Below are 25,616 nucleotides of genomic sequence, written 5' to 3'. Positions count from 1 at the left end.
CCAGCTCCGCATGGTTCCCGACTGACCGAAGCGCTTCCACGACGACGCTCGTCAGCGCGAGGCCGAATGGAGCTTTCGATACGGCGCCAATATAGGACATCCGATCAAGTCTTTCCTCCTGCTCGCGGCAGGGTGACTAACCTGCCTCTATAGCTCTATAATGCTCCCAAGCAGCCGCCTGACCATCTAGACTAGCCAGCGTGTCACGCTGGCGGCCAATACGCGCCATCAGTGCTTTGGGGTCATTGAGGTCTCTGGTCCTCTACGATCATGTCTGCTGCTTTTTCGCCGATCATGATGCAAGTGGCGTTCGTATTGCCGTTGATGATCGTTGGCATGATCGAGGCATCAGCCACGCGAACATTTTGCAGCCCTCGAACCTTGAGACGAGTGTCGACAACCGCCAGCGCGTCGGTTCCCATCTTGCACGTGCCGACCGGGTGATAAGAATGATTCACATGTTCAGTGAGGTAAGCGTCAATTTCTTGATCTTCATTCAGCTTGTGGGTGGGGTAGAGCGGTCGCTTGACCACGTCATTCATCGTCTCTGAGAAAAGAATGTCCTGCGTTATCTTGAAGGCGTTTCGTAACGCGGTTCGATCGTCAGGATGGCTCAGAAGATTGAGGTCGATGAGGGGATCGGACAGAGCGGAACTATCGCGAAGGCGCACTGCACCTCTGCTCTTGGGATGACCGATATTGATGAGAACCGTGAAGCCCCATTTCGTCATCAAACGATAGTCGCGTGCGTGGTCGCGATAGGCTAGCGGAATCACGTGGAGTTGGAAGTCCGGGCGGTCCCGATCGGGATCGGAGCGCAGGAACCCTCCTGCGGCAGTCGGCGGATTGCCCAGCCAGCTGCCTTTGCGCACGATATAGTGCAGAAGATCCTTTGTGCTCTTGATCAATCCCAATGGATTGAGCGCAATGCCAATGCGCTTGCGCGTCTCGAAGATCATCATGACGTCGGGATGATCATGCAGATTCTGCCCGACGCCATTTATTTCTTGAACGACTTCTATGCCATGCCGGTCGAGCTCGGCGCGCGGGCCGACACCGGAGAGCATCAGAATCTGGGGTGAATTGAACGAACCGCTGCTGACGATGACCTCCTTCTGGACATCGACTCGCCGCACTTGGCCGTCCTGGACGAACTCCACGGCAACCGCCCTCTTGCCTTCGAAAACGATCCGCCTCGCGCGCGCATTCACCTCAACGCGGACGTTGGGTCGGTCGAGCATCGGGTCGATATAGCAGCGCTTCACACCGGCCCGCCGGCCGTCCTTGACCGTAAACTGATAGACCCCGATCCCTTCCTGGGTATCGCCATTGAAATCATTGTTCTGTGGATAACCAAGTGACGCGGCGGCTTCGATGAACGCTCGATAGGCTTCGAACGAAGCATCGCCTTCGGATACGTGAAGCGGACCGAAGGCGCCATGATATTGACTCTCGCCCCGGACATTGCGCTCCGCCTTTCTGAAGTAAGGCAGAACGTCGTTGTACGACCAACCTTGGTTGCCGAGGTCGTGCCAATTGTCGAAATCGGATCGGTCGCCACGGATGTAAACCATGCCATTCATCCCGCTCGACCCGCCCAGCATCTTACCGCGAGGATTATAGAGGCGGCGGCCATTCAGCGCCGTAACTGGCTCGGTATTGTAGCGCCAGTTGTGCGTGTTGATCGCAAAATCCTGGATCAGTGCCGCAAAGGCACCTGGTGTCGAAACGAGCGGGGAATTACCCGATCCGCCAGCTTCGAGCAGGCATACCGTCGTTTCCCGATCTTCCGACAAACGACTGGCGATCACGCCTCCGGACGAGCCGCCCCCGATAATGACATAGTCTGGCATATATATTGTCTCCTCAGAGATCTGGACCGACCGAGAGCTCGGCCATAGCTCCTGCTTGGTGCCGACCGGCTGGTGCTACCTAGGAAGATCGTGCCGACGCGAATGAGCCGCACGACGAATTGCGCGCGCTTTCAAGAAGCGAGAATGCGCTGATTGCCGAGACCGAAATGAGATTTCGGCTTGAAAATGTACTGAAGATTTCCATGGCCTCTCCCGGCGGATTTATCCTTGTCAGGGGATTTTCGCTCGATCCCGGTTCGCCAGTTTACGGTCGATGTCACCGTCGAACTTGGAAAATCCGGCCCGCGAATTTGACTTCGCTTGGCCCCGGTCGCTGCGAGAAGAGAGGACGTCACACGGCGGGAGTGGTGGGATTCGCGGTGTCTCCGAGCGAGCATCGCGGATGCTCGCCGGCGCTTGAGTCCGCCCGGGTTCCTTTGGACCGCAAGGCGACAAGCTTTTCCAAATGAACTCCCGCTCGGCGCTGCTGGATACTGACCCTCCAGGCCGTTCCCCGGTCGCAATTCTTGACGGCGCAAAGCTACAAATAATGCAGCCCGGTTTCTCCAAGCGCCAGCGCTGCCCTCCGAATAATCTCGCCCAGAGAACACGCAATAACGCATGTCTAGGGAGGATTGATTGAGACATCCGAACATGAGGAGGAGCCTGCTCGCGGGGAGTGCGATCGGCCTTTTCGCCACTGCATACCCACTGAGCGCAGCGTGCGCTCAGACTGCCACGAACGCACCCGCGTCACCGGTGGCGTCGGGCGTCGGTGCCACGAAGGATGACAGCTCTCGACCGGGAGGCTCGACCGAAGGTGCCTTGGAGGACATCGTCGTGACGGCGCGTAAGCGGAGCGAGAATCTTCGCGATGTGCCTGTCGCGCTTACGGCCGTCTCGGGTGACACCCTCACGCATCGCAACATCACGCAGATGGTCGATCTTGTGACCACACTCCCAAACCTAACTGTCTCCTACGGTACCATCCAGCCTCGGACATTTATCCGTGGCTTTGGCTCGGGCGATAATCTCTCCTTCGATCAATCGGTCGGAAAATTCGTCGACAACGTGTCCTATGGGCGAGACCAAGACAGTCGCATTCCCCTGTTCGACCTGGAAAGAGTCGAAGTGCTGCGTGGACCTCAGGTGCTGCTGTTCGGCAATAGCGCGACGGCGGGCGCTCTCAACATCACGACGCGAAAGCCCGGTGACCGCTTCGAGGCGGATGGCTCGATCGGCTATGAATTCAACAGCAATGAGACGAATGTACAGGGAGGTGCAACACTCCCGATTGCAGATGGCGTCAGCCTGCGGGTTGCGGGCTTGCTGCAGCATCTCGACAAGGGATGGATACACAACAACGTGACGGGCTTCGACAGCCCGCGCACGCGCAATTATGCTGGCCGCGCTATCCTGCGCATCGAGCCCAGCTCCGATCTTCAGATACAATTGAAGGCCGAATATGACCGGCTTCTCGATGAGGGCGAGAACATCCAAGTCTACAAGCAGTCCCTCGCGGTGCCAGGTCTCTTCGATGACACGAAGTTGGATGGGCGGACCTCAAACTCGAATGCCGGCCCGCCGTATTTCCAGCAAGGCTACGCCCATCTCCGAAACCAGACCTATCAGGCCGACGTCAATTATCACGTCCTTGGCGGACAGTTGATCTCGACCAGCAGCTACCGAAACTACATGTCGTCGACGTCCGCCGACGGCGATGGGCTAGCTGCTGACATCTTCAACGCGTTTATCTTCAACCGCTATCGGCAGTTTGCGCAGGAAATCCGTTTCGAGGGCACGTCGGGCGATTTCGATTACACGTTGGGAGGCTATTATCAGCACGACGAGATGCGTGCCTTCACGTTGATCGAGTTCAATCTGGCGCCTCTGGGGGTCCCTGTTCCACCCTTCGCACGCTATCTGAGCTTCGATCAGGACACCGATGCCTGGTCGGGCTTCGCAAACCTGCGCTGGCGGATCACGCCAAAGCTCAAGGTGGAAGCTGGTTTCCGCTATACCGACACACGAAAGGACGTGAACCAGCTGCTTGCGACGGCCAATATCATTCCCTCGCTTCCAAGAAACACGAAGCGGGCTACGGTGGCGCAGCAGATAAATCCCGCGCTTGATCCAGTTCAGCTGGCGGTTCTCGGCGTCTCGCCGCATGACTATCGCGGCATTCAACAGAATGACGGCTACTTCCAGCCGCAGGTCATCGTACAATATGAGATCGCGCCGGCGAACATGGTCTATGCCAAGTTCGTCAGCGGGTCGAAGGCCGGCGGCGTCGACGCGATCTCCCCTGCTTCCAATCCGAACGCGACCAAGTTCGGTCCTGAGAAGGCGACGTCCTTCGAGCTTGGCGCCAAGGGCCGGCTCGCGAGCGGCCACCTCGATTATGCGCTCACCATCTTCTCGACTACGTTCAAGGACCTGCAGCTTTCGGTCTTTGACAACGTCTCGTCGTTCCTCGTGTCGAATGTCGGCAAGGCGCGGACGCGCGGTGTCGAGCTCGAGCTCAACTGGGCCCCTGCACCCCGCCTGCGTATCGATTTCAACGGTGCCTATCTCGATGCCAGATATCTGAGCTTTCCTGGTGCGACATGCACGAACGAGCAGTCGTTGATTGCCGGCCCGACCTGCACCCAGGACCTCTCCGGCGCGCCGACGTCCTATGCGTCGAAATGGTCGGGCAACCTGGGGATCGCCTATGAGCAGCCGCTCGGCGGCGATTACCGCCTCGCCGGCCGGATCGACGTATCGGCACGTTCTTCCTATGATGCAGGCAGCACGAATTCGCCGGATGAGCGCCAGAAGGGCTATGCCCAGCTCGATGCGAACCTCGACCTCAGCCCGAATTCCAGCAGCTGGACAATCTCGCTGTTCGGAAGGAACCTGACCGACAAGCGCTATCTGAGCTTCGCTCTGCCGACCATTCCAGCGACATTCGGCGAGATGGGAACATATTCGCGCGGGCGACAGCTTGGCGTTCGCCTGAGCGGTCGCTTCTAGACGCGCCGGGCAATCTTCACCCCGAACCAGCAATTCTGCGAGGCACTCCGATGACGTCCATTTTGCCGCAGCCGCGATATTCCGATACAGCGAGTGCGTTCATCGCCTCGCCGAAGCGTCTCCTGATAGACGGGGAATGGCAGTCCTCCTCAGGCGAGAAGTTCGTACCGGTCTACGATCCGTCGAGTGGTATCGAGATCGGGGCGATCGTCGATGCCAGCGATGCGGATGTCGATCGGGCCGTCGGCGCGGCGCGCGCGGCGTTCGATGACGGCCGGTGGAGCGGCCAGTCTCCTTACTATCGGGAGATGACGATCCGGAGGCTGGCCGATCTGATCGAGGCGAACGCCACCGAGTTCGCTGAGCTGGAAGCGATCGACAATGGGAAGTCGATCACCGCCGCATCGCAGATGGACGTTCCCGGCGCGATCGCACAGCTACGCTATATGGCAGGCTGGGCATCACGTCTCGATGGAGAGAGCGTCGAGCCGTTGCTCGCGCCATCCGGCGCTTTCCATGGTTACACCCGGCGCGAGCCGATCGGCGTCGCGGCCCTGATCGTGCCCTGGAACTTTCCGCTTTTCTTCGCCGCCCTGAAGCTCGCGCCAGCACTGGCCGCAGGGTGTACGACCGTTCTCAAGCCGGCCGAACAGACAAGCCTGACGACCTTGCGGTTCGCCGAACTGGTGCTTGAGGCCGGTTTCCCGGCAGGCGTGATCAACATCGTGACGGGCGCTGGCAGTGGTGCCGGCGCGGCGCTGGTGCGACATCCCGAGGTCGACAAGATCAGTTTCACGGGTTCGACCTCGGTCGGCAAGATGATCGCGCACTCGGCCGCCGACACCTTAAAGCGCGTGACGCTCGAACTTGGGGGCAAGTCGCCTGTGATCGTCTTGCCCGACGTCGATCTCGGACAGGCAGCTCAAGGCGTGGCGGGAGGCGTTTTTTTCAACTCTGGCCAGATTTGCACGGCGGGCTCGCGCGTCTTCGCCCATCGGGACGTGTTCGACGCGCTGGTGGAAGGGATAGCCGACGCAGCGCGGGGGATTCGTCTCGGTCCTTCGCTTGCGCCGGATACGCAGATGGGACCGCTGGTGTCGGCGCGGCAGCGCGATACCGTCATGGGTTTCATCGAGAGCGCATCGACTGAAGGTGCCTCGGTCGTTGCAGGAGGCGGTCAGCTCGCCGATCAGGGCTATTATGTGTCGCCCACGATCATCGCTGACGTCTCACCCGAGATGCGCGTGATGCGTGAAGAGATCTTCGGGCCAGTGGTTTGCGTGTCGCGCTTCGATGATCTCGACGCCGTGGTGAAGAGCGCGAACGCCACGCGCTACGGGCTGGCGGCGTCGGTCTGGACCCGCGATATCAGCTCCATGCATCGACTGGTGCGGTCGATCAAGGCGGGTACGGTCTGGGGGAACTGCCACAACGCCATCGATCCTGCCGTGCCGTTCGGCGGATACAAGGAGTCCGGGCTCGGCCGCGAACATGGGCGTGAGGGCGTGCTTGCCTATACCGAAACCAAATCAGTTCTCGTGGCTCTGTAGGTTTAGAGGGAGCGAAGACAATGGGCGGTAGGGCGGAAGCAATTGGTGGGCGGGGCCTCTCCGCGGCGGTACGAGCCTTTTGCATCGTTCCTCTGGCTACCGGTATCGGGGACATCGCCCAAGGCGCGAAGTTTCTCGCGACCGCCGGCGCCGCGCTCCCATCCGCCGCGCTTTCCGATCCAACACTGAACAGCCAGCTGATGTTCGCCGGAGCGATCTGGCTCGGCTACGCGCCGCTCATCTGGTATGCCAGCTGCGATCTGCGTGAGCGGCTCTTGCTCCTGCGTTTGCTCTTCGGCTTCGTTTTTCTAAGTGGCCTCGCACGGACCCTGGCCTATCTTCGGTATGGGTCGCCAGGTTTCGTTCTCACCGCGGCGATAGCGATCGAGTTGGTGGTGCCGCCGGTGATCATGTTTTGGACCGCAATTGCGGACGCCCGGCTACGAAACAGGTCAGCTTGAGGGGCGGCCGCGCCAGAGGGGCAAGGTTCCGCGCAGCGCCGAATGCCGATATTCCCGCGCTGAGACTCCAAATTTGCGACGGAACGAACGGCTGAAATAGCTGAGATCGTCAAACCCGACGTCGTAAGCGATGTCAGTGATGCGGGCGCTTAGGGAAGGATCGCTCAATCGGCGACTGGCTTCGTCGAGCCGTGCGTCAGCAATGTATTTGTGACACGAGGTTCCTTGGCTGCGGAAGACGCGTTGGAGGCTCTTGGCTGAAAGCCGCAGTTTTTCACAAATATAGCTTGGACGCAGAGCCGGATCTTCGAGATTGGATTCAACAAATCTCTGTACCGAGGTCCAGCTGTCGTCGCGACGCCGGTCGGTCTCAAATTCGGCGGAATAGCAGGTCAGAATGGTGTCGCCCAGAACGCGAGCGGCGAGCGGATCGTCGGCCTCTGTCTGGAACCTCTCGAGCTGCTGCAACAATCCTATCGCATAGCTTCTCATGAGGATCGCGGAGGATCGATGCGCCGCGATACGGTAATTGATCATATCGCCGATCGGCGGTGATGAGCGGCGCATACGCGCTTCGAGCATCTGCTTCGAAAAGATGAGGCAGAGATGCTCGTTATCGTCGTCGAACTCATATTGGTGCGCCGCTGCACCGTCGCAAAGCACGACATCACCCGGGCCTATTGTGATCATCCGATCGTCGAGGCGTATCGCGGCATGCCCCTCCTTCTGTACCTTCAACAGGTAGAAGTCGCGGAAAGCCTCGGCGGCATATTTGAGGCTACATGCCCTGGACGCAAACCGCAGAAGTGCAAGGTTGCTGAACAGCGTCCAGGTGAATTCCGTTGTCTTCGCTCGTACCGGCGGCGTTTCGATGTCCAGATCAGTGGCCAGTTGCGATGCGAAAAGCGATCGATGGCCGACGCGGATATGATTAGCTCGTGGAACCAGCAGCCCTCCGCCCAGACCTGACGCGTCAGAAGTTGCCGTTGAATGTCCCACTTCGTCTCTCCACGCTAAGGAGCGCTCCTCTTGTTGTGCCCAGAGGATTTCGCCCGGCTGCTTTCATTGTGGCAATCTAGGCACCCTTGAATTCCGGTACGCGGCGCTCCTGAAATGCGGCCAGGCCCTCATTGCGATCGAACGATGAGGAGTAGGTCGAATTGACGTCCAGCTCAGCCTCGATCGCCTCCGGAAGGGCAAGTTCGACAGCGTTGTTCAAAAGCTGCTTCATGTGATGCAGACCCAGGGGGCTCTTCGAGGCAAGTTTGCTGGCGATGCCGTCCACCGCCTCTTGGAGCTCGCTATCCGGAACGATCATGCTCACGAGTGGCGCGAACAGCGGGTTCGAGACGCTAAGCAGGTCGCCGGTGAGCATCAGAAACTTGGCGTGGTTCAATCCGAGCCGTCGCGGCATCCGTGCGGTGGCTCCTCCGCCCGGCAACAGGCCGTAATTGGCGTGTCCGTCTCCCAGGCGCGCGCCCTCGGCGGCGATCACGATGTCGCAGCCGAGGAGCAGTTCCATTCCGCCCGCTGTTGCGATACCGTTGACGGCCGCAAGGATGGGCTTCGGGAAGGCTTCGATCCGCGAAAAGAGATCCGTCGCGCGTCGCAGGAACCGAGCTGTTTCTGCGTCGCGGTCGGCAGGAGGGAAAGCGCCGATGAACTTGAGATCCGCGCCCGCGCAAAAGGCACGGCCTCGTCCGGTCAGCACGAGGCAGCGTACCGCCGCCCTCGATTCCAGCTGATCAAGCGACCGGTTCAGCTCGTCGATCATGATCGGGCTGAGGCAGTTGAGGTCGTTCGGCCGCTCAAGGGTGATCCATGCGACCGGACCGCGCTGCTCGAGGGAAATCTGCTCAAACGTCATCGGCTATGCTTTCATCATTGTCGTCGGAATAGCGTCGCAGGATGGCGGCAACACCGACTGGATCATCCAGCATGAGGTTATGTCCGCCCGAGAGCGTATATGCGTCCCACTCAGGATGTTGGGTCGCTGCCTGGTGGTAACGCTGGAAATGGGGTTCCTGCGAATTGCCGTCCCCTCCGACTGCGAGGATATAGGCCTTCTTCGGGATTTCTTTGTATCGCCCGCTAAGGCGGATGCGCTGCATCATGGTCCCTACTGGGTGGACGATCTGATAACCCGCGACGCGCCGCCCGTGGTCGATATCGCGTGACATCGCGTCGCCCGGCCGCAGCTTCATCGTCAGCCCGTCATCTCCGGCGGTATCGACGACGAGACTTTCGGGGCGAGGAACGAGGCGGAAGGGCGTGTCGCCGTCCTCCGCCACGAACGAGTCCAGATAGACAATGGCCCGGAAACGCTCCGGGATAGCATCTGCCAGGGCGGTGGCGACAAAGCCACCGTAGGAATGGGCGACGAGAACGATGTCGTCGAGGTCCTCCCAGTCGACCAAGGCCTTTAACTCGTCGACATGGGTCTGGATATTGATGCCGAGCCGTGCTTCCCATGCGCGTTCCGCAACGCCAGCCAGGGTCGGGCGGTAAACTTCGTGGCCAGCCTTTTGCAGGTGGATCGCGACGGCGCGAAACGCCCAGCCCCCATGCCAGCCGCCGTGGATGAGGAGGAAGGTTGTCATTCGGCGACACAAGGAACGGCGACCAATAGGCCGCCGTTCCAACCAAGGGTTTTTAATTCCTCCCGCACGGTTCTTCAACGCACCGAGAAACTGAGCTTCAGGCCGATCTGGCGACCGCGCGAATATGTCCCAACGACGGCCGTCGGCTGGCCGGGTGGCGTTACGGCATATTCAAGTGGGCGCTTGTTGCCCAGGTTGCGTCCGAACAGCGACATCCGCCAGCGTTTGTCGGTAGGGCCAAAATCGAGATGGGCGTCGATCTGCGCGAACGCGCCTTGCTCCATCCGCGGGTCATTATAGGCACCGGCGTTGTAGCGAGACCTGGCAAAGATGGAGGCGCCAGCGGCGACCTGATAGTCTCCGGACCCGAGGGGTCGCGCATAGTCGACGCGAAACGTACCCGTCCATTTTGAAGCGTATTGGGTCGGCGTTCCCGCAAGGTCCTGGAAGCCGCCCACACAGCCCGGCTGAAGTCCGGCATTTTGCGCACTCGAACATGCGGCACCTGGAAAATCGACGAACTTCGCGTCCAGATAGGAGCCTGCAAAGCCAAGCTCGAGTCCATCGGCGGGGCGAGCGGTCAGGTCCAGTTCGACGCCCTGGGATCTGGCCTTGCCGACGTTGGAGACGACGAAGGCGAGATTCTGGAAGACCGACTGTTGCAGCGCCGTGAACGTGGTCCTGAAGATGGCGACCGAATATTCGAGCCTGTTGTCGAGGATGAGCCCCTTCGCCCCTGCTTCGAACATCGACGCAAATTCTGGCCGGAATGCGGCAGCCGATGGTGTGCCGCCGGCATAGCTGAAGTCGAAGCCTCCCGACTTGGCGCCTCGGACGAATTTCAGATATACCTTGTTGCGAGGCGCGATTTCATATTGAACGATTGCCTGGGGCTGCCAGTGGTTTTCGGACAGGCGCAGTGTCCCGAACGGGAAATTGTGCTGGGCCGACCGGAAAACTGCGTTGAAGATCGGGTCCAGAGCAGCGTTGCGACCCGCCTGCAGATCAGAACGCGTGGTATCGAAGTCGAGGTGCGGGATAACGCCGGTACCGAACAATGCCTGACCGGCAGTCTTGTTGATGTCGGCGTAACGGACGCCCCCGGATAGGCTCAGACGGTCGGTGATGCGATACGTCGCGTCGACGAAGCCCGAGTAGACGCGATTGTTCTGATCATATGTTTCGACACGTCCGATGGGGGTCGTGGCGGCGCCCGTCAGACCGAAGCCTCCGAGCGTGAACTCCTGCATAAGATCGATCCCGAGCGTGTCGCGCTGATAATAGCCGCCCGCCGTGATATCCAGGCGCCCATATGTGCCGCTGAACCGGAGTTCCTGGCTGAATTGACGATAGTGCTGCCACAATAGGTTCATGTAGGTCTGGGCGTGGTTGACGCCGTCGCTGCCGAACTGAACGTCGGAGTGCGACGTGCGCCAGGCGCTGGTCGAGGTGAGCTTGCCTCCTAGCAGGTCATAATTGATGTCAGCCTGGTAGAGGTTGGCGTCCATGAAGCTGAGCTCGTCGCTATAATATGGCGCGACGTCATAGTTGGAGTAGCGCGTGCCCGTGTCACCGACGACAGGATAGGGAGCGCGGGTCGCATCCAGCGGCTGCGCGACGGAGACGAGCGCATTGCCATAGTCGCGCAGGCGATCGACCTCGGCCTTGAGCAGGATTTCCAGGCCGGGCGCGGGAGAAAGCAGCAAGGATGGGCGCACCGCGATGTTGCGCGTCCTCGGCTCGGTCTGATCCTTGATCGGATTGTAGAGCCGCCCCTCCGACAAATCCTGGTACAAGCCGCCGATACGCAGGCTCGCCCAATCAGCCAGCGGCACGGTAACGCCGCCCTGGACCTGGAATTCGTGATTGTAGAATTTCGTATCCGATCGAACCGTCGGCTTCGAAATTCCGTCCGGGCTTCTTCGTCGCCATGCTGATCGCGCCGACTGTCGCGCTGTTCCCGAAGGTCAGGACCTGCGGGCCCTTGAGTATCTCGATGCGTTCGACGTCGAAGATCGGAATGCGTCCGTCCTGGTCCCGACCGAAGGACACGTTGTCGATGAACTTGCCCACCGATTGCTCGAACGACGCGTTCGCGCCGGATCCGAAGCCGCGAATGAAGGTGAACGGCTGGACCGCGCCATAGCTGAAGCTGAAATTGGGGGTGATCTGGGGCAGGTCGATCACCTGGGTGATGTTCTTCTGCTGGAGCACCTCTCCGCCGATCGCGGTGATCGCGACCGGCACGTCGCGAAGATTCTCGGCACGCTTGCGGGCGGTGACGACGATGTCCTGTGGCCCGGCCTCAGGTTGCGTCGCCTCGGCCGGCGGGCTGTCGGCCTGCGGCGCCGTCTGCGCCAAGGCCGGCGCGGCAAGAGCAAAACATGAGACGCCCGTCACCGCGATGACGGCGAACCTGCAGCGACTGCAAAATGGTGATTTATCCAGCATACCCCTCCTCTTCCCCCACATTGCCGGGTTGTTTGGCGAGGTCTTGACCTCGTTTCCTGTACATCTACGCCGGATTCAACCCGTCAGTCAACAGACATACCATTGGGGATGTTGACTGACGGAGCGGAAGCGACAAGTGTAGTTAGTTAGGAGCACGGTCTGGCTGTTCGATCTGCTCGGGCCTGTGCAGCCCTGAAAGTCGTTTACACGCTGCGCAGCGCTGTTCGGTCGGCGAAGTAGTGAGATGAAGTAAGTATGAAGCAGGTGTCGGAGGCAGATTCCGGGAAATCATCGGCCTGGAAAGTTACGGTCCTCAGCCGAGAGGAGCAGTATGATCTCAAGCGCAAGGTGCTGATCCAGGAAGCCGCGCGGGCCTTCAGTACGCGCGGCTATCACGCCACGTCGCTGGCCGACGTGGCCCGTGAACTCGGCGTCACGAAAGGCGCGCTCTATTATTATGTGAAGAGCAAGCAGGATATCCTGTTCGAGTGCCACGTGAATTCGATCGCGTTGGGGGACCGCGCGATCGAACATGCGCGGTCGATCGACGGCAGCGGCTTTGACAGCGTGGTGGCACTGGCGCGCCGGTATATGGAATTGCTGGTCGGCGAGAGCGGCCCCCTCGCCATCCTGACCGAATTCAATGCGCTTGAGCCGGAGAACCGCAAGATCGTCGCCGCAGGACGCACGCGCTTCGGGAACACGTTCCTGGAATTGATCGAGCGTGGCCAGGCCGACGGATCGGTTCGTGGCGCGATCAACGGCAAGATGGCCGAATTCTTTTATCTGGGTGCCGTGAACTGGGCGACACGCTGGTTCGACGCTGGCGGCGAATTGGACGGAAGCCTCGTCGCCGCCCAATTCGCCGACCTGTTCGCGGCTGCGATCAGGGCCTGACAGGGGTCGGTTCCGGCTGAGGGCGGAATGACACCCTATCCCATCATATTCATGAGGGTGGGCAGGAGGGGTTGGCGGAAGTGGCATAAGCTATTGCTTTGAAGTAGGAAATTGGGTGTCTAGACTATTCCTTCGACGAGGCACTAAATGCCACAGGCCACACCCGCCGAACAGGACGATAGCGCGGCCCTGTTTTCGTTTCCAGCGGTGCATCGCAAGAAGGTGACCGCCGCCTTTGACGGCGGTCGGCTGACCTGTGACGGCGGGGTGCTGCTGTTGGCCCAGGCGGAACGTGAGATGGGGCTCTGCGCGCAACTGGCGGCTTGCATTGCCGATCCGCGCGATCAATCGCGGGTAGCCCACAAGCTCGATGACATCCTGCGGGCGCGCATCTTTGCGATCTCCTGCGACTACGAGGACGCCGACGACCTCGACGCGCTGCGCGACGATCCGGGGTTCCGCCTGGCGCTCGGCAAGCTGCCGGGGTCGGGTACGGGCCTGGCGAGCCAACCGACGATAAGCCGGTGGGAGAACGCGCCAACCACGCGCGAGTTGGCGCGCATGATGAAGGCCATGATCGGCGTTTACTGTACCAGCTACCCTATGCCACCCGAGGCGGTGACGCTGGACATCGACGATACCTGCGACGTCGTCCACGGCTACCAGCAGTTGTCCTTTTGGAACGGCCACCACGGCGAGCGCTGCTTCCTGCCCATCCACGTCTACGACACGGCGACGGGGCGGCCGGTGGCGATGCTGCTGCGCTCCGGCAAGACGCCCACCGGCGCGGAAGCTGCCGGCCACATCCGGCGCCTCGTGCGGCATATCCGCCGGCACTGGCCCACCACCCGCATCACGATCCGGGGTCATGGGCACTACGGCAGGCCCGAAGTGATGACCTTCTGTGAGGCCCACGGCGTCGACTACGTCCTTGGCCTGCCCACCAACGCGGTGCTGCGCGCCGATCCCGAGATCGTGGCTGCCGCCGATCACTGCGCGACCAAACGGGCGATCACGCAGGCGCCTGCGCTTCGCCACTATGCCGAAACCCGCTACGGCGCGAAGAGCGGGAAGTGCCAACGCCGGGTCGCAGCGCGGATCGAGGCGAGCACGCTCGGCTTGGATATCCGCTACGTCGTCACTTCGTTCGACGACAAGGCGGGCTCGGCCGAGCACATCTACGAGATCCTCTATTGCGCCCGTGGTCGCGCCGAAAACCTGATCAAGATGCACAAGTCCCAGCTCGCCAGCGATCGCACCTCGTGTCGCTTAGCCAACGCTAATCAGATGCGGCTAATCCTGCACACCGCTGCATTCTGGCTGATGTGGCGCATCCAGCAGGTTATCCCGAAGGGCACTGCGCTCGCCTCCGCCGAGTTCGCGACACTGCGCCTGCGTCTCCTCAAGGTCGCCGCCCGCGTCATCGAGAGCACCGCCCGCATCCGCGTCGCCTTCGCTTCTGCCTGTCCCGACGTCGCCGTCTTCCGGACCACCGCCAGCGCGCTCAGGCCCGCCCCGACATAGCCGCCGCGGCCGTGCCGCCCAGTATCCGAGCCCCTACCATCAACCTCGCAAGCCTCTCGATCCCACGCGATGAAAAAGGCGCCGCGCCGCCGCTCGTCCTGCTCACGCGAACAAAGCTGCCAACCTCCAGCGACCCCCAGAAGAGGAACCGTCGCGAATAATCGCGGTTAGGGTGTCATTTCGTCCTCAGCCGGAACCAACCCCTGACATACCTTAGCCGGACCTGCGGCTGCGGCATATTCTTCGCGCAGTCTGGTTACGATCGCTGCCGCCGGTTCGGCCGCCCGGACGTCGCCGACACCATGACCGGCGCTCCAGACGTCGCGCCATGCGCGTAGCGTCTCCGTTTCCGAAACCACGCTGAATGGTCCCTCCTTCACCTCCTTCGATGGCTTGAAGCCGGCTCGCTCGAGACTTGGGCGCAGCATGTTGGCGGGAATGCCGGTGACCTCGGAGGTCGTGGCGATGTCGTCCGCGCCGCTTTCGATGAGCATGTCGCGATAAGCGTCTGAGGCGAAACTCTCAGTTGCCGCGATGAACGAGGTTCCGAGCAGGCCGAAGTCCGCGCCGATCTGCTCGATCGCGCGCAAGTGGCGGCCGCGCGTCAGTCCACCGGCCACGATCAGCGGGCCGACGAAGAATTCCCGCACTTCCGACACGAATGCGAACGGGTTGAGCCAGCCCGTCTGGCCACCGGCGCCGGCGCAGAGCAGGATCAGGGCGTCTGCACCGCTCTCCGCCGCTCGTCGGGCGTGGCGAACCGAGGCGACATCGGAAAAGACCAGGCCGCCATAACCTTTGACGCGTTCTACGACGGGGGCCGGGTTGCCCACGCTCGCGATGATGATCGGCGCTTCGTATCTCGCCGCGATCGACAGGTCCGCTTCAAGCCTGGGATTGCTGTGGTGGACGATGATGTTGATCGCATAGGGGGCCATCCCTAGCTCGCCCGCCTGCGGCGCCATCTGGGCCATCCAGATCTCGAAGATGTCGGAAGAGCGCGCGTTCAGCGCCGGCAGGGATCCGATGATTCCGGCCCGGCAGCACGCCAAGGTCAGTTTCACACTGGAGACGAGGAACATCGGGCCGGCCACCGCCGGCAGCGCCAAGCGGGCTCGCAGTTCGCGGACGAGTGCCGGATTGCCCATAGCTTTGGTCAAGGCATTATCTCGATACGTGAATTATTGATTTGACTCACGGGTCTATATATATTCCAATGAGACAAATCAAGGGAGAGAGCAGTATGTCGGGTGAGGTGTTCATCGTTGGCGTAGGGATGACACCGTTCGGCCGTTGGCCCGACCGACCGCTGAAATCACTCGTTGCAGAAGCCGTGAGAGCGGCGCTTAAGGACGCCGGCACCGATGTCAGCACGATTGGCGCAGCCTATTTCGCCAATTCGACGCAGGGTCATCTCGACGGGCAGCACATGATCCGCGGGCAGATCGCGCTGCGGCCGCTGGGGATCGAAGGCATCCCTGTCATCAATGTCGAGAACGCCTGTGCGGGGGGAAGCACGGCATTCGCGCTTGCGGTGAACCATGTTCGCGCCGGAGGCTGCGACATCGCTCTTGCTGTCGGCGCCGAGAAAATGATCTCACCCGACCGGGAACGGATGATGTCAGTGTTCGACAGTGGTTGGGAAATCGCCGATTCCGAGGCAAACCGGGCCAAGCTGACGGCGCTCGGCGAAGGCATCGAAGCTCCGGAGGGAACGACGTCTCCGAAGCCCTACAGTGTCTTCATGGACGTCTACGCGGCGTTCGCTCGTCAGCATATGCGCCAGTTCGGATCTACCCAGATGCAGTTCGCGAGCGTGGCCGCGAAGAACCACGGGCATTCCGTTCACAATCCGCTTGCCCAGTTCCGCGATCCTTTCTCGGTGGCGCAGGTGCTCGCCGCCGCCCCGATCACCTACCCGCTCACTCTTCCCATGTGTTCGCCGATTTCCGATGGCGCCGCTGCGGTGATCGTTGCGTCCAGGCAAGGGCTGAGGCGCCTGGGTATCGTTGAGGATCGCGGCATTCGCGTGCTGGCATCGGTGATCCAGACAGGAAGCACGCGCGATCCCTTGGCGTCGGATAAGCATCTCACCGCCCTGGCGGCGCAGCGCGCTTATGGAGAGGCGGGTCTCGGGCCAAATGATGTGAGCGTCGCCGAAGTGCATGATGCGACCGCCGTCGGCGAGGTTATCCAGACGGAGAATCTCGGCTTCTGCGCATTTGGCGAAGGTGGAGCGCTTGCCGAGCGCGGGGATACGGCGATCGGTGGCAGGATCCCGGTCAATCCATCGGGAGGTCTCGAATCGAAGGGCCATCCGATCGCTGCGACCGGGCTCGGCCAATTGCACGAGCTCGTTCTTCAACTGCGCGGCCAGGCTGGCAAGCGACAGGTCGGTGGCGCGCGGGTGGCGCTCGCCGAGAATGGCGGCGGCCTTTTCGGGATCGAGGAGGCGGTCGCCTGCATCACGATACTCGGGCGATAAATCTCAGAAAGAAGGTGAGGGGATATGAATCCAGCAGATAAAGTCGCGGTCGTCACCGGCGCGGCTTCGGGATTGGGGCTTGCGACCGTGCGAGCCCTGGCGACCGCCGGCAGCCGGATCGCGGCATTCGACGTCAATCAGGAGCGGCTTGGCGCGCTGAACGAAGAACTCGGGGAAGGCTGCCTCGGCTTGGTCGTTGACGTCACGGATGAACAGGCGATCTCTGCTGCCTTGAGCAAGGTCGTCGATCGCTTCGGATCGATCGACATTGCCGTCAACTGTGCGGGCGTCGAAGGAGCCGCAAAGACGGTCTCCAAGGGGAAAGCCTTTCCGCTGGATATTTGGAACAAGGTGATCGGCGTCAACCTCACTGGGAGCTTCAACGTCATTCGTCTTGCGGCGCTGCACATGGCGAAGAACACGCCAGAGGGCACAGCGGAGGAGCGCGGCGTCATCATCAACACCGCCTCTGGAGCCGCGACCCAAGGGCAGATTGGCCAAGCCGCGTATAGCGCCAGCAAGGCTGGCCTGATTGGACTCACCCTGCCCGTCGCCCGCGACCTTGCGCCCCTCGGCATCAGGGTTGTGACGATCTCGCCCGGCGTCTTTGCGACCCCGATGTTGCTCGAGCTTCCCGGGAAGGTGGTAAACTCGCTTGTGGAGAACACGATCCTGTTTCCCAACCGGATGGGCGATCCGGCCGAGTTCGGCAGCCTTGTCCGGCAAATCGTGGAAAACGCCTATTTCAACGCGACCACCATCGATCTCGACGGTGGCGCCCGGATGACGGCGCGCTAGCGCCGGATCGGAGAACAAAATGCCCCAGCCAAACCATAACGCCGTCGACTTCGGCGCCCAGGCGCTTCTCGCCCTGCGGCGTTTTCCGGACCGTGTGGCATTCCAGAGCGAGACGAACCGCTTCAGCTATAGCGCGACCCTCGATCTCATCGGTAGATTCCAGGCGGTGCTTGCCGCGCGCGGGCGGAAGAATGGCGACATCATCGCGATCCTCACCGATAACAGCTTCGAATCCTGGTGCGTCACAATTGCCGCGCAGGGGCTGGGCTGTGGTGTAACAGCACTGCACCCGAAGAATGCGATCGCGGACCACATCTATCAGGTGGCCGATGCGGGCGCGAAATGCCTCATCATCGACGCGCTAGGGCATAGCGAGAGCGCATCCGCCCTGCTTCCGGCTCTCGATGCCGAAATCGACATCCTCGCTATTGGCGGCGCCGATTTCGGCCCTGACCTCGTCGCGCTTGCAGACGCGGCCGGCAGCACGACGCCGCTCAGCCGGGCAAGGCCCGATGATATCGCGATGATCCACTATACCGGTGGCACGACCGGACGCGCAAAGGGCGCGGTCCGGCTCCAGGGAACTGCAAGTGCCTTCGCGCTTTTCGCGCCCTTGAGCGACTATGAGCTGCCTGTCGCGCCGCGCTATCTCGGCGTCGCTCCCAACAGCCATGCGGCTGGCACGTTCCTACTGCCGCTGCTCTGGCGCGGAGGGACCATCCACCTGATGCGAGGCTTCGATGTCGAGCAGGCGTTGGCCACCATCGAACGCGAGAGGATCAATTTCACGTTCCTAGTCCCGTCCATGATCTATACGCTGCTCGACCATCCGTCGCTCGACCGACATGATATGTCTTCTTTGGAGACGCTGCTCTACGGTGCCTCCTCGATTACGCCACCGAGGCTTCTCGAAGCGATCGAGCGCCTAGGCCCGGTCATGTCGCAGGCTTACGGACAGACCGAATGTCTTCCGCTCAGCGTCCTGCGGCGCGCGGATCATAAAGCGGATACACCGCACCTTCTGAGCTCATGCGGGTTTCCTGCGGCGTCCGCGACCGTCGCGTTGCTCGACGAAGACGGCGATCCGATTCCCGCCGGCGAAACAGGGGAGATTTGCGTGCGCAGCCCGGCAGCGCTCGACAGATATCACAATCTGCCGGACCTCACCGCGGAAACCCTTGCGGGCGGCTGGCTGCACACCGGCGATATCGGAACGCAGGACGAGCAGGGTTACCTATTCATCGTCGACCGCAAGAAGGACATGATCATCTCCGGCGGCTTCAATATCTACAGCCGCGATGTCGAAGATGCGCTGACGAGCCACGAGCAGGTCGATGTCTGCGCGGTGATTGGAACGCCGCATCCAAAATGGGGTGAGGCGGTCACCGCCTATATCATCCGCAAGCCTGGGGCGGACGTCTCGTCGGAAGCGCTCGTAGCCCATGTGAAGAGCAGAAAGGGGTCGCTCTACGCGCCCAAGCGGGTCGAGTTCGTCGACGCTCTCCCACTGACGGCGGTCGGCAAGATCGACAAGAAAGCCCTGCGCGACCTGGCGGGACGAGCCTCGGCGCCGGAAAAACGATGATCGGCGGGTTGCTCTGCATTGAGACGCGTCGCGCCGGTGGGAAACAAACGTCCCGCCAGCCGGTGAGCCTGGCCGTCACCTATCCGCCGAAGTCCAACTATCCGAATGATGGAGCACGTACATGAAAGTCGTCGCCGACCGCCCGGCCGAGGGCGTTCGCCGAATTGCCTTGAACAGGCCTGAAAGCCTCAACGCGTTCGATGATGAAACCCGAGGCCGCCTCCACGAGGAACTCGAGCAGGCGCTCGCAGACAGCGATGTAAGAGCGATCCTGTTGACCGGCACCGGTCCGAACTTCTCGGCCGGTGGTGACATACGATATATGCGGGATCTGGATCGCCAGCCGTTCACGGCCTTCCATGCTCGGCTTCTCGATCTCTGCCGCGTTATCGGCACGGCCGAGAAGCCGATCGTCGGGGCGGTCTGCGGTTCATGTGCGGGCGACGCGCTCGGCATAGTCCTCGCTTGCTATCAGCTTGTTGCCTCCGCATCCACGCGTTTCCTGATTCCATTTCATGCGGATCGGGCTCACGCCCGATATGGCGCTGCCGTTCTGGCTGGCACGTCGGGTCGGCCCGCATGCGGCACGCAGGATCATTTTGCAGGACCAGCCGGTTGCGTCCGACCGGGCGCTCAAGCTGGAACTCTGCGATCAGGTCGTGGAAGGTGGCGAGCGGGAGTGCGAGCGAAGAGTATCTTGAAGCGGAACACGCCGCAGCGGGAGTCTGTCTCGGCAGCCCGGAATTCCACGAAGGCGTCGCTGCCTTCTTCGAGAAATGCTCGCCTGTCTGGCCGCTACCTACCGCCGGAGTATAATCTGATGCTACCAGCTTCCTTCGCGGGACGTCTGCGCGTTCCGGCACTCACATCCCCTATGTTTCTCGTATCCGGGCCAGACCTGGTGATAGCCGCCTGCCGGTCCGGGCTGCTGGGAACATTTCCCTCGGTCAACCAGCGTACGCCGGAGGGTTACGAAGAATGGCTCGTCGGCATCCGGAGCCAGCTAACCGGCGCGGATGCGCCGTTCGGGGTTCAGTTCAGCGTTCATGCCACCAACGAACGCCTGGCGGCGGATCTGGAGATCACGATCCGACATCAGGTCCCGGTGGTCATAACCACATTGTCGATCAGCCGTGAGGTGACGGATGCCATCCATTCTTATGGCGGGCTGGTGTTCCACGATGCGACGAACATGCGGCACGCCCGCAAGGCACTCGATGCCAATGTCGATGGCATCATCGCGGTTTGCGCGGGTGCGGGCGGTCATGCCGGCACGCTCAGTCCGTTCGCTTTCGTTGCCGAACTGCGACCGGAGTTGCGTGGAAAGACCCTGATCCTCGCCGGCGCAGTCGGCAATGGCCGGAGTGTGGCGGCTGCGGTCGCGGCCGGAGCAGATATGGTGTCGATGGGTACGGCGTTCATTCCGACCATCGAGAGCATGGCCGCGCAGGATATGAAGGAGATGATCGTCGCTTCCTCGGCCAGCGACATCATTTACACTGATCGGGTTTCGGGGTTGCATGCCAACTTCCTCGGTCAAACAATTCCCGCCAACCTCGCGAGGCCGGAAGGCGAGTTCAACGTAACTGAAGAGATCAGCCCGAAGCGGTGGCGGGATGTCTGGACCGCTGGGCACGGCGTCGGACCAATCGACGGCATCCGTTCCGTTCAGCATCTGGCGGAGAAAATCGAGCGGGAATATCGCGAGGCTGTCGATTGCCTCACCAGCGCCGATCAAGCGGTCGAGGTGAACGCATGACGAACTCTCTCTTCGGCTATGACGACGACGAAGGTCTCGCCATCGACACGCTGCGGCGGTTTCTTGACGACAAGCTTGAACCCGAGATCCGGGCGCATGGTGATGGACATTTCAGCAAGACCCAGCTCACCGGCTGGATCAGCCAGTTGACCGACTTCGGTCTGATCAACGCGCCGCTTCCCGAGGAGGCGGGCGGTCTCGGGCAGAGCTGGCGGCTCCATCTGCGCCTGTTCGAGGAGGTCGCCTATTCCTCGATTGACCTCGCAATTCCGCTGCTCATGAACGTCGTCTGCGCATCGATCATCCACACCCTCGCCCCCGACCATCTGCGTGAACGATATCTTGCGGGGCTCCTCCGTGGCAAATTCATGGCGTCTATGGGGATATCCGAGCCGAATGTCGGGTCTGATGTATCCGGCGTCCGGACGCGGGCCGTGCGAGACGGCGACCATTGGGTAATTTCCGGTGAGAAAACGTGGATCTCCAACGGCGCGCATTCCGACTTCCTGATCTGCACGTGCAGCACGGGAGACGGCGAACTCACCCACATTCTGCTCGAGCGCCACGAACATCCCTATGAGGTGCGGGCCATTGAGAAGATGGCGCTGAACGGACAGTCGACAGCGCAGATATTCCTCGATGACGTGCGCGTGCCTGTCGCCAATACTATCGGGCAAATCGGGGACGGGTTGCGGAACACGCTCGCCGTATTCGAGCGCGCGCGTATTCACGTCGCCGCACTTGGCTATGGCCTGGCACGCCGAGCCAGGGATGAGGCAATTCGCTATGCCCGCGACCGTACCCAGCATGGCAAGCCCATCGCCGCGCACCAGCTCATCGCTGACAAAATCGCGACCATGGCCATGCAGATAGATGCCGCACGCCTGCTCGGCCTGCGCGCCGCATCGATGATCGATGAAGGCAAGCGCTGTGATGCTGAGTGCGCCATGGCAAAGTGGTACGGAACGGAGATCGCTGTCGACGCGACAAGGCAGGCGGTGCAGATTCATGGTGGGAACGGTGTGACCCGGGAATTCATTGTCGAGCGACTGGCCAGGGAAGCGATAGTCCTGCCGATCCCGGATGGGACAACCGAGATACAGAAGCTGATCGTTTCACGGTCTCTGACCGGCATTTCGGCTTTCAAATAAGATACATTTTGGGAGGCGGCATGGACGCGTACGTAGCACCGGTCGAGGATTATCGTTTTCTGCTCAGCCAAGTATTGGGCTTCGATCTCGAGATGGCGGAACTCGGCTCCGATCTCGACACGGAACTGGCGGTAAGCATCCTGGACGAAGCTGGGAAACTCTGCACGGAGGTGCTCCACCCGATCAATCAGAGCGGCGACGAAGAAGGTAGCCGGATTGTCGATGGGGAAGTGAGGACCCCTGCGGGGTTCTCGAACGCCTATGCGACATTCCGCGATGCAGGATGGCCGTCGCTGAGCGCTGATACAGCTCACGGCGGCCAAGGGCTGCCATTCGTTCTGCAGCTATGGTTGGACGAAATGCTGTCCGCATCCAACTTATCATTCGGGTTGTTTCCAGCGCTGACAAGGGGTGCGGCGGAAGCGATCGCGGCCCATGCGACCGACGCGGTGAAGTCGACTTACCTTTCAAGAATGGTAAGCGGCGAATGGACCGGTGTGATGGCGCTGACCGAAAGCAGTGCGGGAAGCGATCTCTCGCTGATCAAGACCAAGGCCTCTCCACAGGCCGACGGAAGTCACACCATTACTGGGCAGAAAATCTTCATATCGTCCGGCGATCACGACTTCGGGGGGAACATCATTCACCTCGTCCTTGCACGCCTGCCCGATGCGCCTGCGGGAGTGAGCGGAATCAGCTTGTTCCTTGTGCCAAAGTTTCTGCCTGACGCCGCAGGCGCATGTGCTCGGCGCAACACGATGGCGGTAGGCTCGCTGGAGCATAAAATGGGCATACACGCCCAGCCAACTTGCGTCATGAATTACGACGAGGCGATCGGATGGCTCGTCGGCGAACCAAATCGTGGGCTGGCGGCGATGTTCACCATGATGAACGCCGAAAGACTGATGGTCGGTATGCAAGGTCTGGGTGTAGCCGCATCGGCGTATCAACAGGCTGCCGTCTATGCAAAGGGGCGTAGCCAGGGGCGCGGTGCGAGCGCCGCAAGCGGGACGGTGGCAATCGTCGAGCACGTCGATGTTCGGCGAATGCTGCTCGATGTGCGCAGCTTCGTCGAGGGTGGACGTGCCCTCGCTGGATGGGTCGCCCTGCAGGTGGATCGCGCCCGCAAGCATCCTGATCCGGATGAACGTACTCGCGCCGATGGCTTCGTCGCGCTCCTCACGCCGGTGATCAAGGCTGCTTTCACCGACATGGGTTTCGAGAGCGCGGTTCAAGCCCAACAGGTATTCGGTGGACACGGGTATATCCGGGAGTGGGGCATGGAACAGCTCGTCCGAGACGCGAGGATCGCCCAGATATACGAGGGCACGAATGGCATTCAGGCGCTCGACTTGGTTGGTCGCAAGCTCTCAATGGCTGGCGGTACGGTTGTCGATGCTTACTTCGCACTCATAGAAGGCGATCTAGACCGGGCGGCGGACGGATCGATCGCCAAAAATGTTGTCACGGCGCTTGAGACGCTACGGGGCATCACGGTCTTATTGAAAGGGGCCGATCCACAGACGTTAGGCGCTGCGGCTGTCGATTATCTTCGTATGTTTGCGTTGGTCAGCCTCGGATGGATGTGGCTGCGAATGGAGTGCGCTGCTGAGCAAGGCTCGACGCCACTAGACAGAGCGAAAATAGATATTGCGCGTTATTTCGCTACCCGAGTGCTGCCAAGGGTGAGCGGAATGGCCGCAACCCTTTCGAGTGGTCCGGAGCCGATCATGGCATTGCCGGTGGACGCTTTCTAACAATGGCAGGTCCAGCCCTGCGCGGCCCTTGCTAAGCGGATGCGTGTTGAATGGCTCCCCGGTGCCCCGCCTTTGGCGGATAATCGCATCAGCATTTGAGCATGCGCGATGCCGGCACTAATCACCATTCCACGATGCAGGTCGCTTGCTCACCAGTAAGCAAGCCTGCTCGATATCTGAAGCATACGACGGCTTTTCGGTAAGCGTTGCGTGGAGGCGCCTTGCGGGAAATCCGTTTTCTTGCGTCCGTGTCAGGTGTCAACGGCGGAGCAAAACCCGGCCAGCGGGGCGGAGTAAAAGCAGGCCAGCGGTCGAGGCGTGATGACGATATGGAAAGGGCCCCGATCGGGGCCCTTTCCATATCGTCGCGACCGTTTTCTCCCGGCTATGGCGACGGGATCTCGCCGGTGTTCGGGTCGGCCGACACGGTGGCCTGGTTTTGCTCCGCCCTTCTGGCTGATCGCCGGCCGGCGGACTGTTTGAGGCGGTAGCTGTCGCCGTTCATGGTGAGGATGGAGACGTGGTGGGTGTGAGCTGCCCCCTTCTGAGTGGTCCATCGACTATTACAGTCTGGACCAAGGAAGGGACGACGAATGCCTGCGAAGAAGCACAAGCCCGAGGAGATTATCGGGAAGCTACGTGAGGTTGAGATCATGCTGGGTCAGGGCGGCACGACCGCCGAGGCCTGTCGGCGCATCGCGGTCAGCGAGCAGACCTACTACCGCTGGCGCAAGGAATATGGTGGCCTGAAGACCGATCAGGCTCGGCGGATGAAGGATCTGGAAAAGGAGAACCTGCGGCTGCGCCGGGCGATCTCGGATCTGACGCTGGACAAGCTCATCCTGCAGGAGGCAGCCAAGGGAAACTTCTGAGCCCCGCACGGCGTCGGCGCTGCATCGACCAGGTCCGGGAGGTGCTGGATGTATCCGAGCGGCGGGTGTGCCGCGTGCTCGGCCAGCACCGGTCGACGCAGCGCAAGGTGCCGTTCGGGGCAGATGACGAGCTGGCGCTCACCGAGGATATCATCGCCCTTGCCAGGCAGTACGGGCGCTACGGCTATCGCCGGGTGACGGCGCTGCTGCACGCGGCGGGTTGGTCGGTGAACCATAAACGGGTGGAACGGATCTGGCGACGCGAGGGGCTGAAGGTGCCGCAGCGCCAGCCGAAACGCGGCCGGTTATGGCTGAACGATGGCTCGTGCATCCGGTTGCGGCCGGAGTATCCGGGGCATGTCTGGGCTTACGACTTCGTCGAGGAACGCACCCATGACGGACGCAAGTTCCGCATCCTTACCATTATCGACGAGGCGAGCAGGGAGTGCCTGGCACTCGTCGTCGCGCGCCAGCTCAAACACGAAGACGTACTGGCAGCGCTGGCCGAGTTGTTCATCGAGCGTGGTCCGCCCGCGCATATCAGGTCGGACAATGGCAGTGAGTTCATCGCCGCCGCCGTCCAGACCTGGCTCAGGCAGATCGGCGTGAAGACGCTCTACATCGCCCCGGGCTCGCCATGGGAGAACGGCTACAACGAGAGCTTCAACGGCTCGCTGCGGGATGAGCTGCTGAACGGCGAGATTTTCTACACCCTCGCTGAAGCCAGGGTGCTGATCGAGGCGTGGCGGCGTCACTACAACACGGCCCAGTCGGCCCGAAGCTGCGATTTTGGTCATCTTGGAGAACACGTCGGGAACGGGCTGGTTGTTGTTGACGATCGCCCATGCGAGGAACGAC

The 25,616-nt window shown here is 61.3% G+C and carries 19 protein-coding genes and 2 pseudogenes; 14 read left to right on the top strand and 7 right to left on the bottom strand.

Annotated elements, in window-relative coordinates; genetic code table 11:
• Window positions 1-242 precede the first annotated feature (242 nt).
• Window positions 243-1,853 carry a GMC family oxidoreductase gene (locus FHS92_RS17375; protein WP_026109284.1) on the bottom strand — a complete coding sequence of 537 codons (1,611 nt, stop codon included), beginning with the start codon at window positions 1,851-1,853 and terminating at the stop codon, window positions 243-245.
• A gap of 840 nt (window positions 1,854-2,693) precedes the next feature.
• Between FHS92_RS17375 and FHS92_RS17370 the strand changes: the two genes are divergently transcribed.
• The 3 genes from FHS92_RS17370 to FHS92_RS17360 are packed head-to-tail and all read left to right on the top strand — an operon-like array spanning window position 2,694 to window position 6,879.
• Window positions 2,694-4,868 carry a TonB-dependent receptor domain-containing protein gene (locus tag FHS92_RS17370; protein ID WP_184081910.1) on the top strand — a complete coding sequence of 725 codons (2,175 nt, stop codon included), beginning with the start codon at window positions 2,694-2,696 and terminating at the stop codon, window positions 4,866-4,868.
• A gap of 50 nt (window positions 4,869-4,918) precedes the next feature.
• Window positions 4,919-6,418 (top strand): aldehyde dehydrogenase family protein, encoded by a 1,500-nt coding sequence (locus FHS92_RS17365; RefSeq protein ID WP_184081909.1) that lies wholly within the window; start codon window positions 4,919-4,921, stop codon window positions 6,416-6,418.
• 20 nt (window positions 6,419-6,438) lie between these two features.
• Window positions 6,439-6,879 carry a DUF4345 domain-containing protein gene (locus tag FHS92_RS17360; RefSeq protein WP_017501664.1) on the top strand — a complete coding sequence of 147 codons (441 nt, stop codon included), beginning with the start codon at window positions 6,439-6,441 and terminating at the stop codon, window positions 6,877-6,879.
• Here the strand turns inward: FHS92_RS17360 and FHS92_RS17355 are convergent.
• The 5 genes from FHS92_RS17355 to FHS92_RS17335 form a co-directional block, all read right to left on the bottom strand.
• On the bottom strand, window positions 6,871-7,878 hold the full coding sequence (locus tag FHS92_RS17355; protein WP_184081908.1) for a helix-turn-helix domain-containing protein: 1,008 nt from the start codon (window positions 7,876-7,878) through the stop codon (window positions 6,871-6,873). The two genes, FHS92_RS17360 and FHS92_RS17355, sit on opposite strands and share 9 nt — an antisense overlap.
• Window positions 7,879-7,954: 76 nt before the next feature.
• Entirely contained in the window at window positions 7,955-8,746 is a 792-nt protein-coding gene (locus tag FHS92_RS17350; RefSeq protein ID WP_184081907.1) for an enoyl-CoA hydratase/isomerase family protein, read from the bottom strand.
• Window positions 8,736-9,479 carry an alpha/beta fold hydrolase gene (locus FHS92_RS17345; protein WP_017501661.1) on the bottom strand — a complete coding sequence of 248 codons (744 nt, stop codon included), beginning with the start codon at window positions 9,477-9,479 and terminating at the stop codon, window positions 8,736-8,738. The genes FHS92_RS17350 and FHS92_RS17345 overlap by 11 nt, the downstream gene beginning before the upstream one ends.
• A 74-nt stretch (window positions 9,480-9,553) precedes the next feature.
• A complete protein-coding gene (locus tag FHS92_RS17340) occupies window positions 9,554-11,314 on the bottom strand; it encodes a TonB-dependent receptor (RefSeq protein WP_026109283.1) in 1,761 nt (586 codons plus the stop codon).
• Window positions 11,301-11,840 (bottom strand): TonB-dependent receptor plug domain-containing protein, encoded by a 540-nt coding sequence (locus FHS92_RS17335; protein WP_038292838.1) that lies wholly within the window; start codon window positions 11,838-11,840, stop codon window positions 11,301-11,303. The genes FHS92_RS17340 and FHS92_RS17335 overlap by 14 nt, the downstream gene beginning before the upstream one ends.
• A 345-nt stretch (window positions 11,841-12,185) precedes the next feature.
• Between FHS92_RS17335 and FHS92_RS17330 the strand changes: the two genes are divergently transcribed.
• Together FHS92_RS17330 and FHS92_RS17325 are read left to right on the top strand one after the other, a co-directional pair.
• Complete coding sequence (locus FHS92_RS17330; protein WP_017501660.1) at window positions 12,186-12,827, top strand: TetR/AcrR family transcriptional regulator; 642 nt, start codon at window positions 12,186-12,188, stop codon at window positions 12,825-12,827.
• Between the two features lie 147 nt (window positions 12,828-12,974).
• Entirely contained in the window at window positions 12,975-14,351 is a 1,377-nt protein-coding gene (locus tag FHS92_RS17325; RefSeq protein ID WP_017501659.1) for an IS1380 family transposase, read from the top strand.
• Window positions 14,352-14,518: 167 nt separating this feature from the next.
• On the opposite strand, the gene FHS92_RS17320 is transcribed toward FHS92_RS17325, so the two are convergent.
• Window positions 14,519-15,499, bottom strand: coding sequence for an NAD(P)H-dependent flavin oxidoreductase (locus FHS92_RS17320; protein WP_017501658.1), 981 nt, complete (start codon window positions 15,497-15,499; stop codon window positions 14,519-14,521).
• A 95-nt stretch (window positions 15,500-15,594) separates the two neighbouring features.
• On the opposite strand from FHS92_RS17320, the gene FHS92_RS17315 reads away from it, so the two are divergent.
• The 9 genes and pseudogenes from FHS92_RS17315 to FHS92_RS17285 all read left to right on the top strand — a co-directional run.
• Complete coding sequence (locus tag FHS92_RS17315; RefSeq protein WP_017501657.1) at window positions 15,595-16,836, top strand: thiolase family protein; 1,242 nt, start codon at window positions 15,595-15,597, stop codon at window positions 16,834-16,836.
• A 24-nt stretch (window positions 16,837-16,860) separates the two neighbouring features.
• Window positions 16,861-17,634, top strand: coding sequence for an SDR family NAD(P)-dependent oxidoreductase (locus tag FHS92_RS17310; RefSeq protein ID WP_017501656.1), 774 nt, complete (start codon window positions 16,861-16,863; stop codon window positions 17,632-17,634).
• A gap of 19 nt (window positions 17,635-17,653) precedes the next feature.
• A complete protein-coding gene (locus tag FHS92_RS17305; RefSeq protein WP_184081906.1) occupies window positions 17,654-19,219 on the top strand; it encodes an AMP-binding protein in 1,566 nt (521 codons plus the stop codon).
• Window positions 19,220-19,340: 121 nt separating this feature from the next.
• Window positions 19,341-19,673 (top strand): annotated as a pseudogene (locus FHS92_RS18785) (enoyl-CoA hydratase/isomerase family protein); the annotation flags it as partial.
• Window positions 19,674-19,734: 61 nt separating this feature from the next.
• On the top strand, window positions 19,735-19,920 hold the full coding sequence (locus tag FHS92_RS18460) for a Clp protease/crotonase-like domain-containing protein (RefSeq protein ID WP_066861848.1): 186 nt from the start codon (window positions 19,735-19,737) through the stop codon (window positions 19,918-19,920).
• Window positions 19,921-20,093: 173 nt separating this feature from the next.
• Window positions 20,094-20,978 carry an NAD(P)H-dependent flavin oxidoreductase gene (locus FHS92_RS18455; RefSeq protein ID WP_246352098.1) on the top strand — a complete coding sequence of 295 codons (885 nt, stop codon included), beginning with the start codon at window positions 20,094-20,096 and terminating at the stop codon, window positions 20,976-20,978.
• A complete protein-coding gene (locus tag FHS92_RS17295) occupies window positions 20,975-22,129 on the top strand; it encodes an acyl-CoA dehydrogenase family protein (protein ID WP_066861845.1) in 1,155 nt (384 codons plus the stop codon). Before FHS92_RS18455 ends, FHS92_RS17295 begins: the two co-directional genes overlap by 4 nt.
• A gap of 20 nt (window positions 22,130-22,149) precedes the next feature.
• Window positions 22,150-23,886: an acyl-CoA dehydrogenase family protein gene (locus FHS92_RS17290; protein WP_066861842.1), complete on the top strand. Its 1,737-nt coding sequence runs from the start codon at window positions 22,150-22,152 to the stop codon at window positions 23,884-23,886.
• A 593-nt stretch (window positions 23,887-24,479) separates the two neighbouring features.
• Window positions 24,480-25,549 (top strand): annotated as a pseudogene (locus FHS92_RS17285) (IS3 family transposase); the annotation flags it as partial.
• Window positions 25,550-25,616: the final 67 nt, after the last annotated feature.

This window comes from Sphingobium subterraneum, from assembly GCF_014199435.1.
In the GTDB taxonomy this organism is placed as follows: Bacteria; Pseudomonadota; Alphaproteobacteria; order Sphingomonadales; family Sphingomonadaceae; genus Sphingobium; species Sphingobium subterraneum.
The sequence above is the reverse complement of the archived record's forward strand: the minus strand, read 5'-3'. Positions and strand labels throughout refer to the sequence as shown.

Excerpts from the sequence above, each read along its gene's own strand:
- FHS92_RS17295 (WP_066861845.1), top strand. The coding sequence starts at position 20,975 with ATGACGAACTCTCTCTTCGGCTATGACGACGACGAAGGTCTCGCCATC.
- FHS92_RS17365 (WP_184081909.1), top strand. The coding sequence starts at position 4,919 with ATGACGTCCATTTTGCCGCAGCCGCGATATTCCGATACAGCGAGTGCG.
- FHS92_RS17325 (WP_017501659.1), top strand. The coding sequence starts at position 12,975 with ATGCCACAGGCCACACCCGCCGAACAGGACGATAGCGCGGCCCTGTTT.
- FHS92_RS17345 (WP_017501661.1), bottom strand. The coding sequence starts at position 9,479 with ATGACAACCTTCCTCCTCATCCACGGCGGCTGGCATGGGGGCTGGGCG.
- FHS92_RS17305 (WP_184081906.1), top strand. The coding sequence starts at position 17,654 with ATGCCCCAGCCAAACCATAACGCCGTCGACTTCGGCGCCCAGGCGCTT.
- FHS92_RS17315 (WP_017501657.1), top strand. The coding sequence starts at position 15,595 with ATGTCGGGTGAGGTGTTCATCGTTGGCGTAGGGATGACACCGTTCGGC.
- FHS92_RS17290 (WP_066861842.1), top strand. The coding sequence starts at position 22,150 with ATGGACGCGTACGTAGCACCGGTCGAGGATTATCGTTTTCTGCTCAGC.
- FHS92_RS17360 (WP_017501664.1), top strand. The coding sequence starts at position 6,439 with ATGGGCGGTAGGGCGGAAGCAATTGGTGGGCGGGGCCTCTCCGCGGCG.
- FHS92_RS17330 (WP_017501660.1), top strand. The coding sequence starts at position 12,186 with ATGAAGCAGGTGTCGGAGGCAGATTCCGGGAAATCATCGGCCTGGAAA.
- FHS92_RS17350 (WP_184081907.1), bottom strand. The coding sequence starts at position 8,746 with ATGACGTTTGAGCAGATTTCCCTCGAGCAGCGCGGTCCGGTCGCATGG.
- FHS92_RS18460 (WP_066861848.1), top strand. The coding sequence starts at position 19,735 with ATGCGGATCGGGCTCACGCCCGATATGGCGCTGCCGTTCTGGCTGGCA.
- FHS92_RS17320 (WP_017501658.1), bottom strand. The coding sequence starts at position 15,499 with ATGGGCAATCCGGCACTCGTCCGCGAACTGCGAGCCCGCTTGGCGCTG.
- FHS92_RS17310 (WP_017501656.1), top strand. The coding sequence starts at position 16,861 with ATGAATCCAGCAGATAAAGTCGCGGTCGTCACCGGCGCGGCTTCGGGA.
- FHS92_RS18455 (WP_246352098.1), top strand. The coding sequence starts at position 20,094 with ATGTTTCTCGTATCCGGGCCAGACCTGGTGATAGCCGCCTGCCGGTCC.
- FHS92_RS17375 (WP_026109284.1), bottom strand. The coding sequence starts at position 1,853 with ATGCCAGACTATGTCATTATCGGGGGCGGCTCGTCCGGAGGCGTGATC.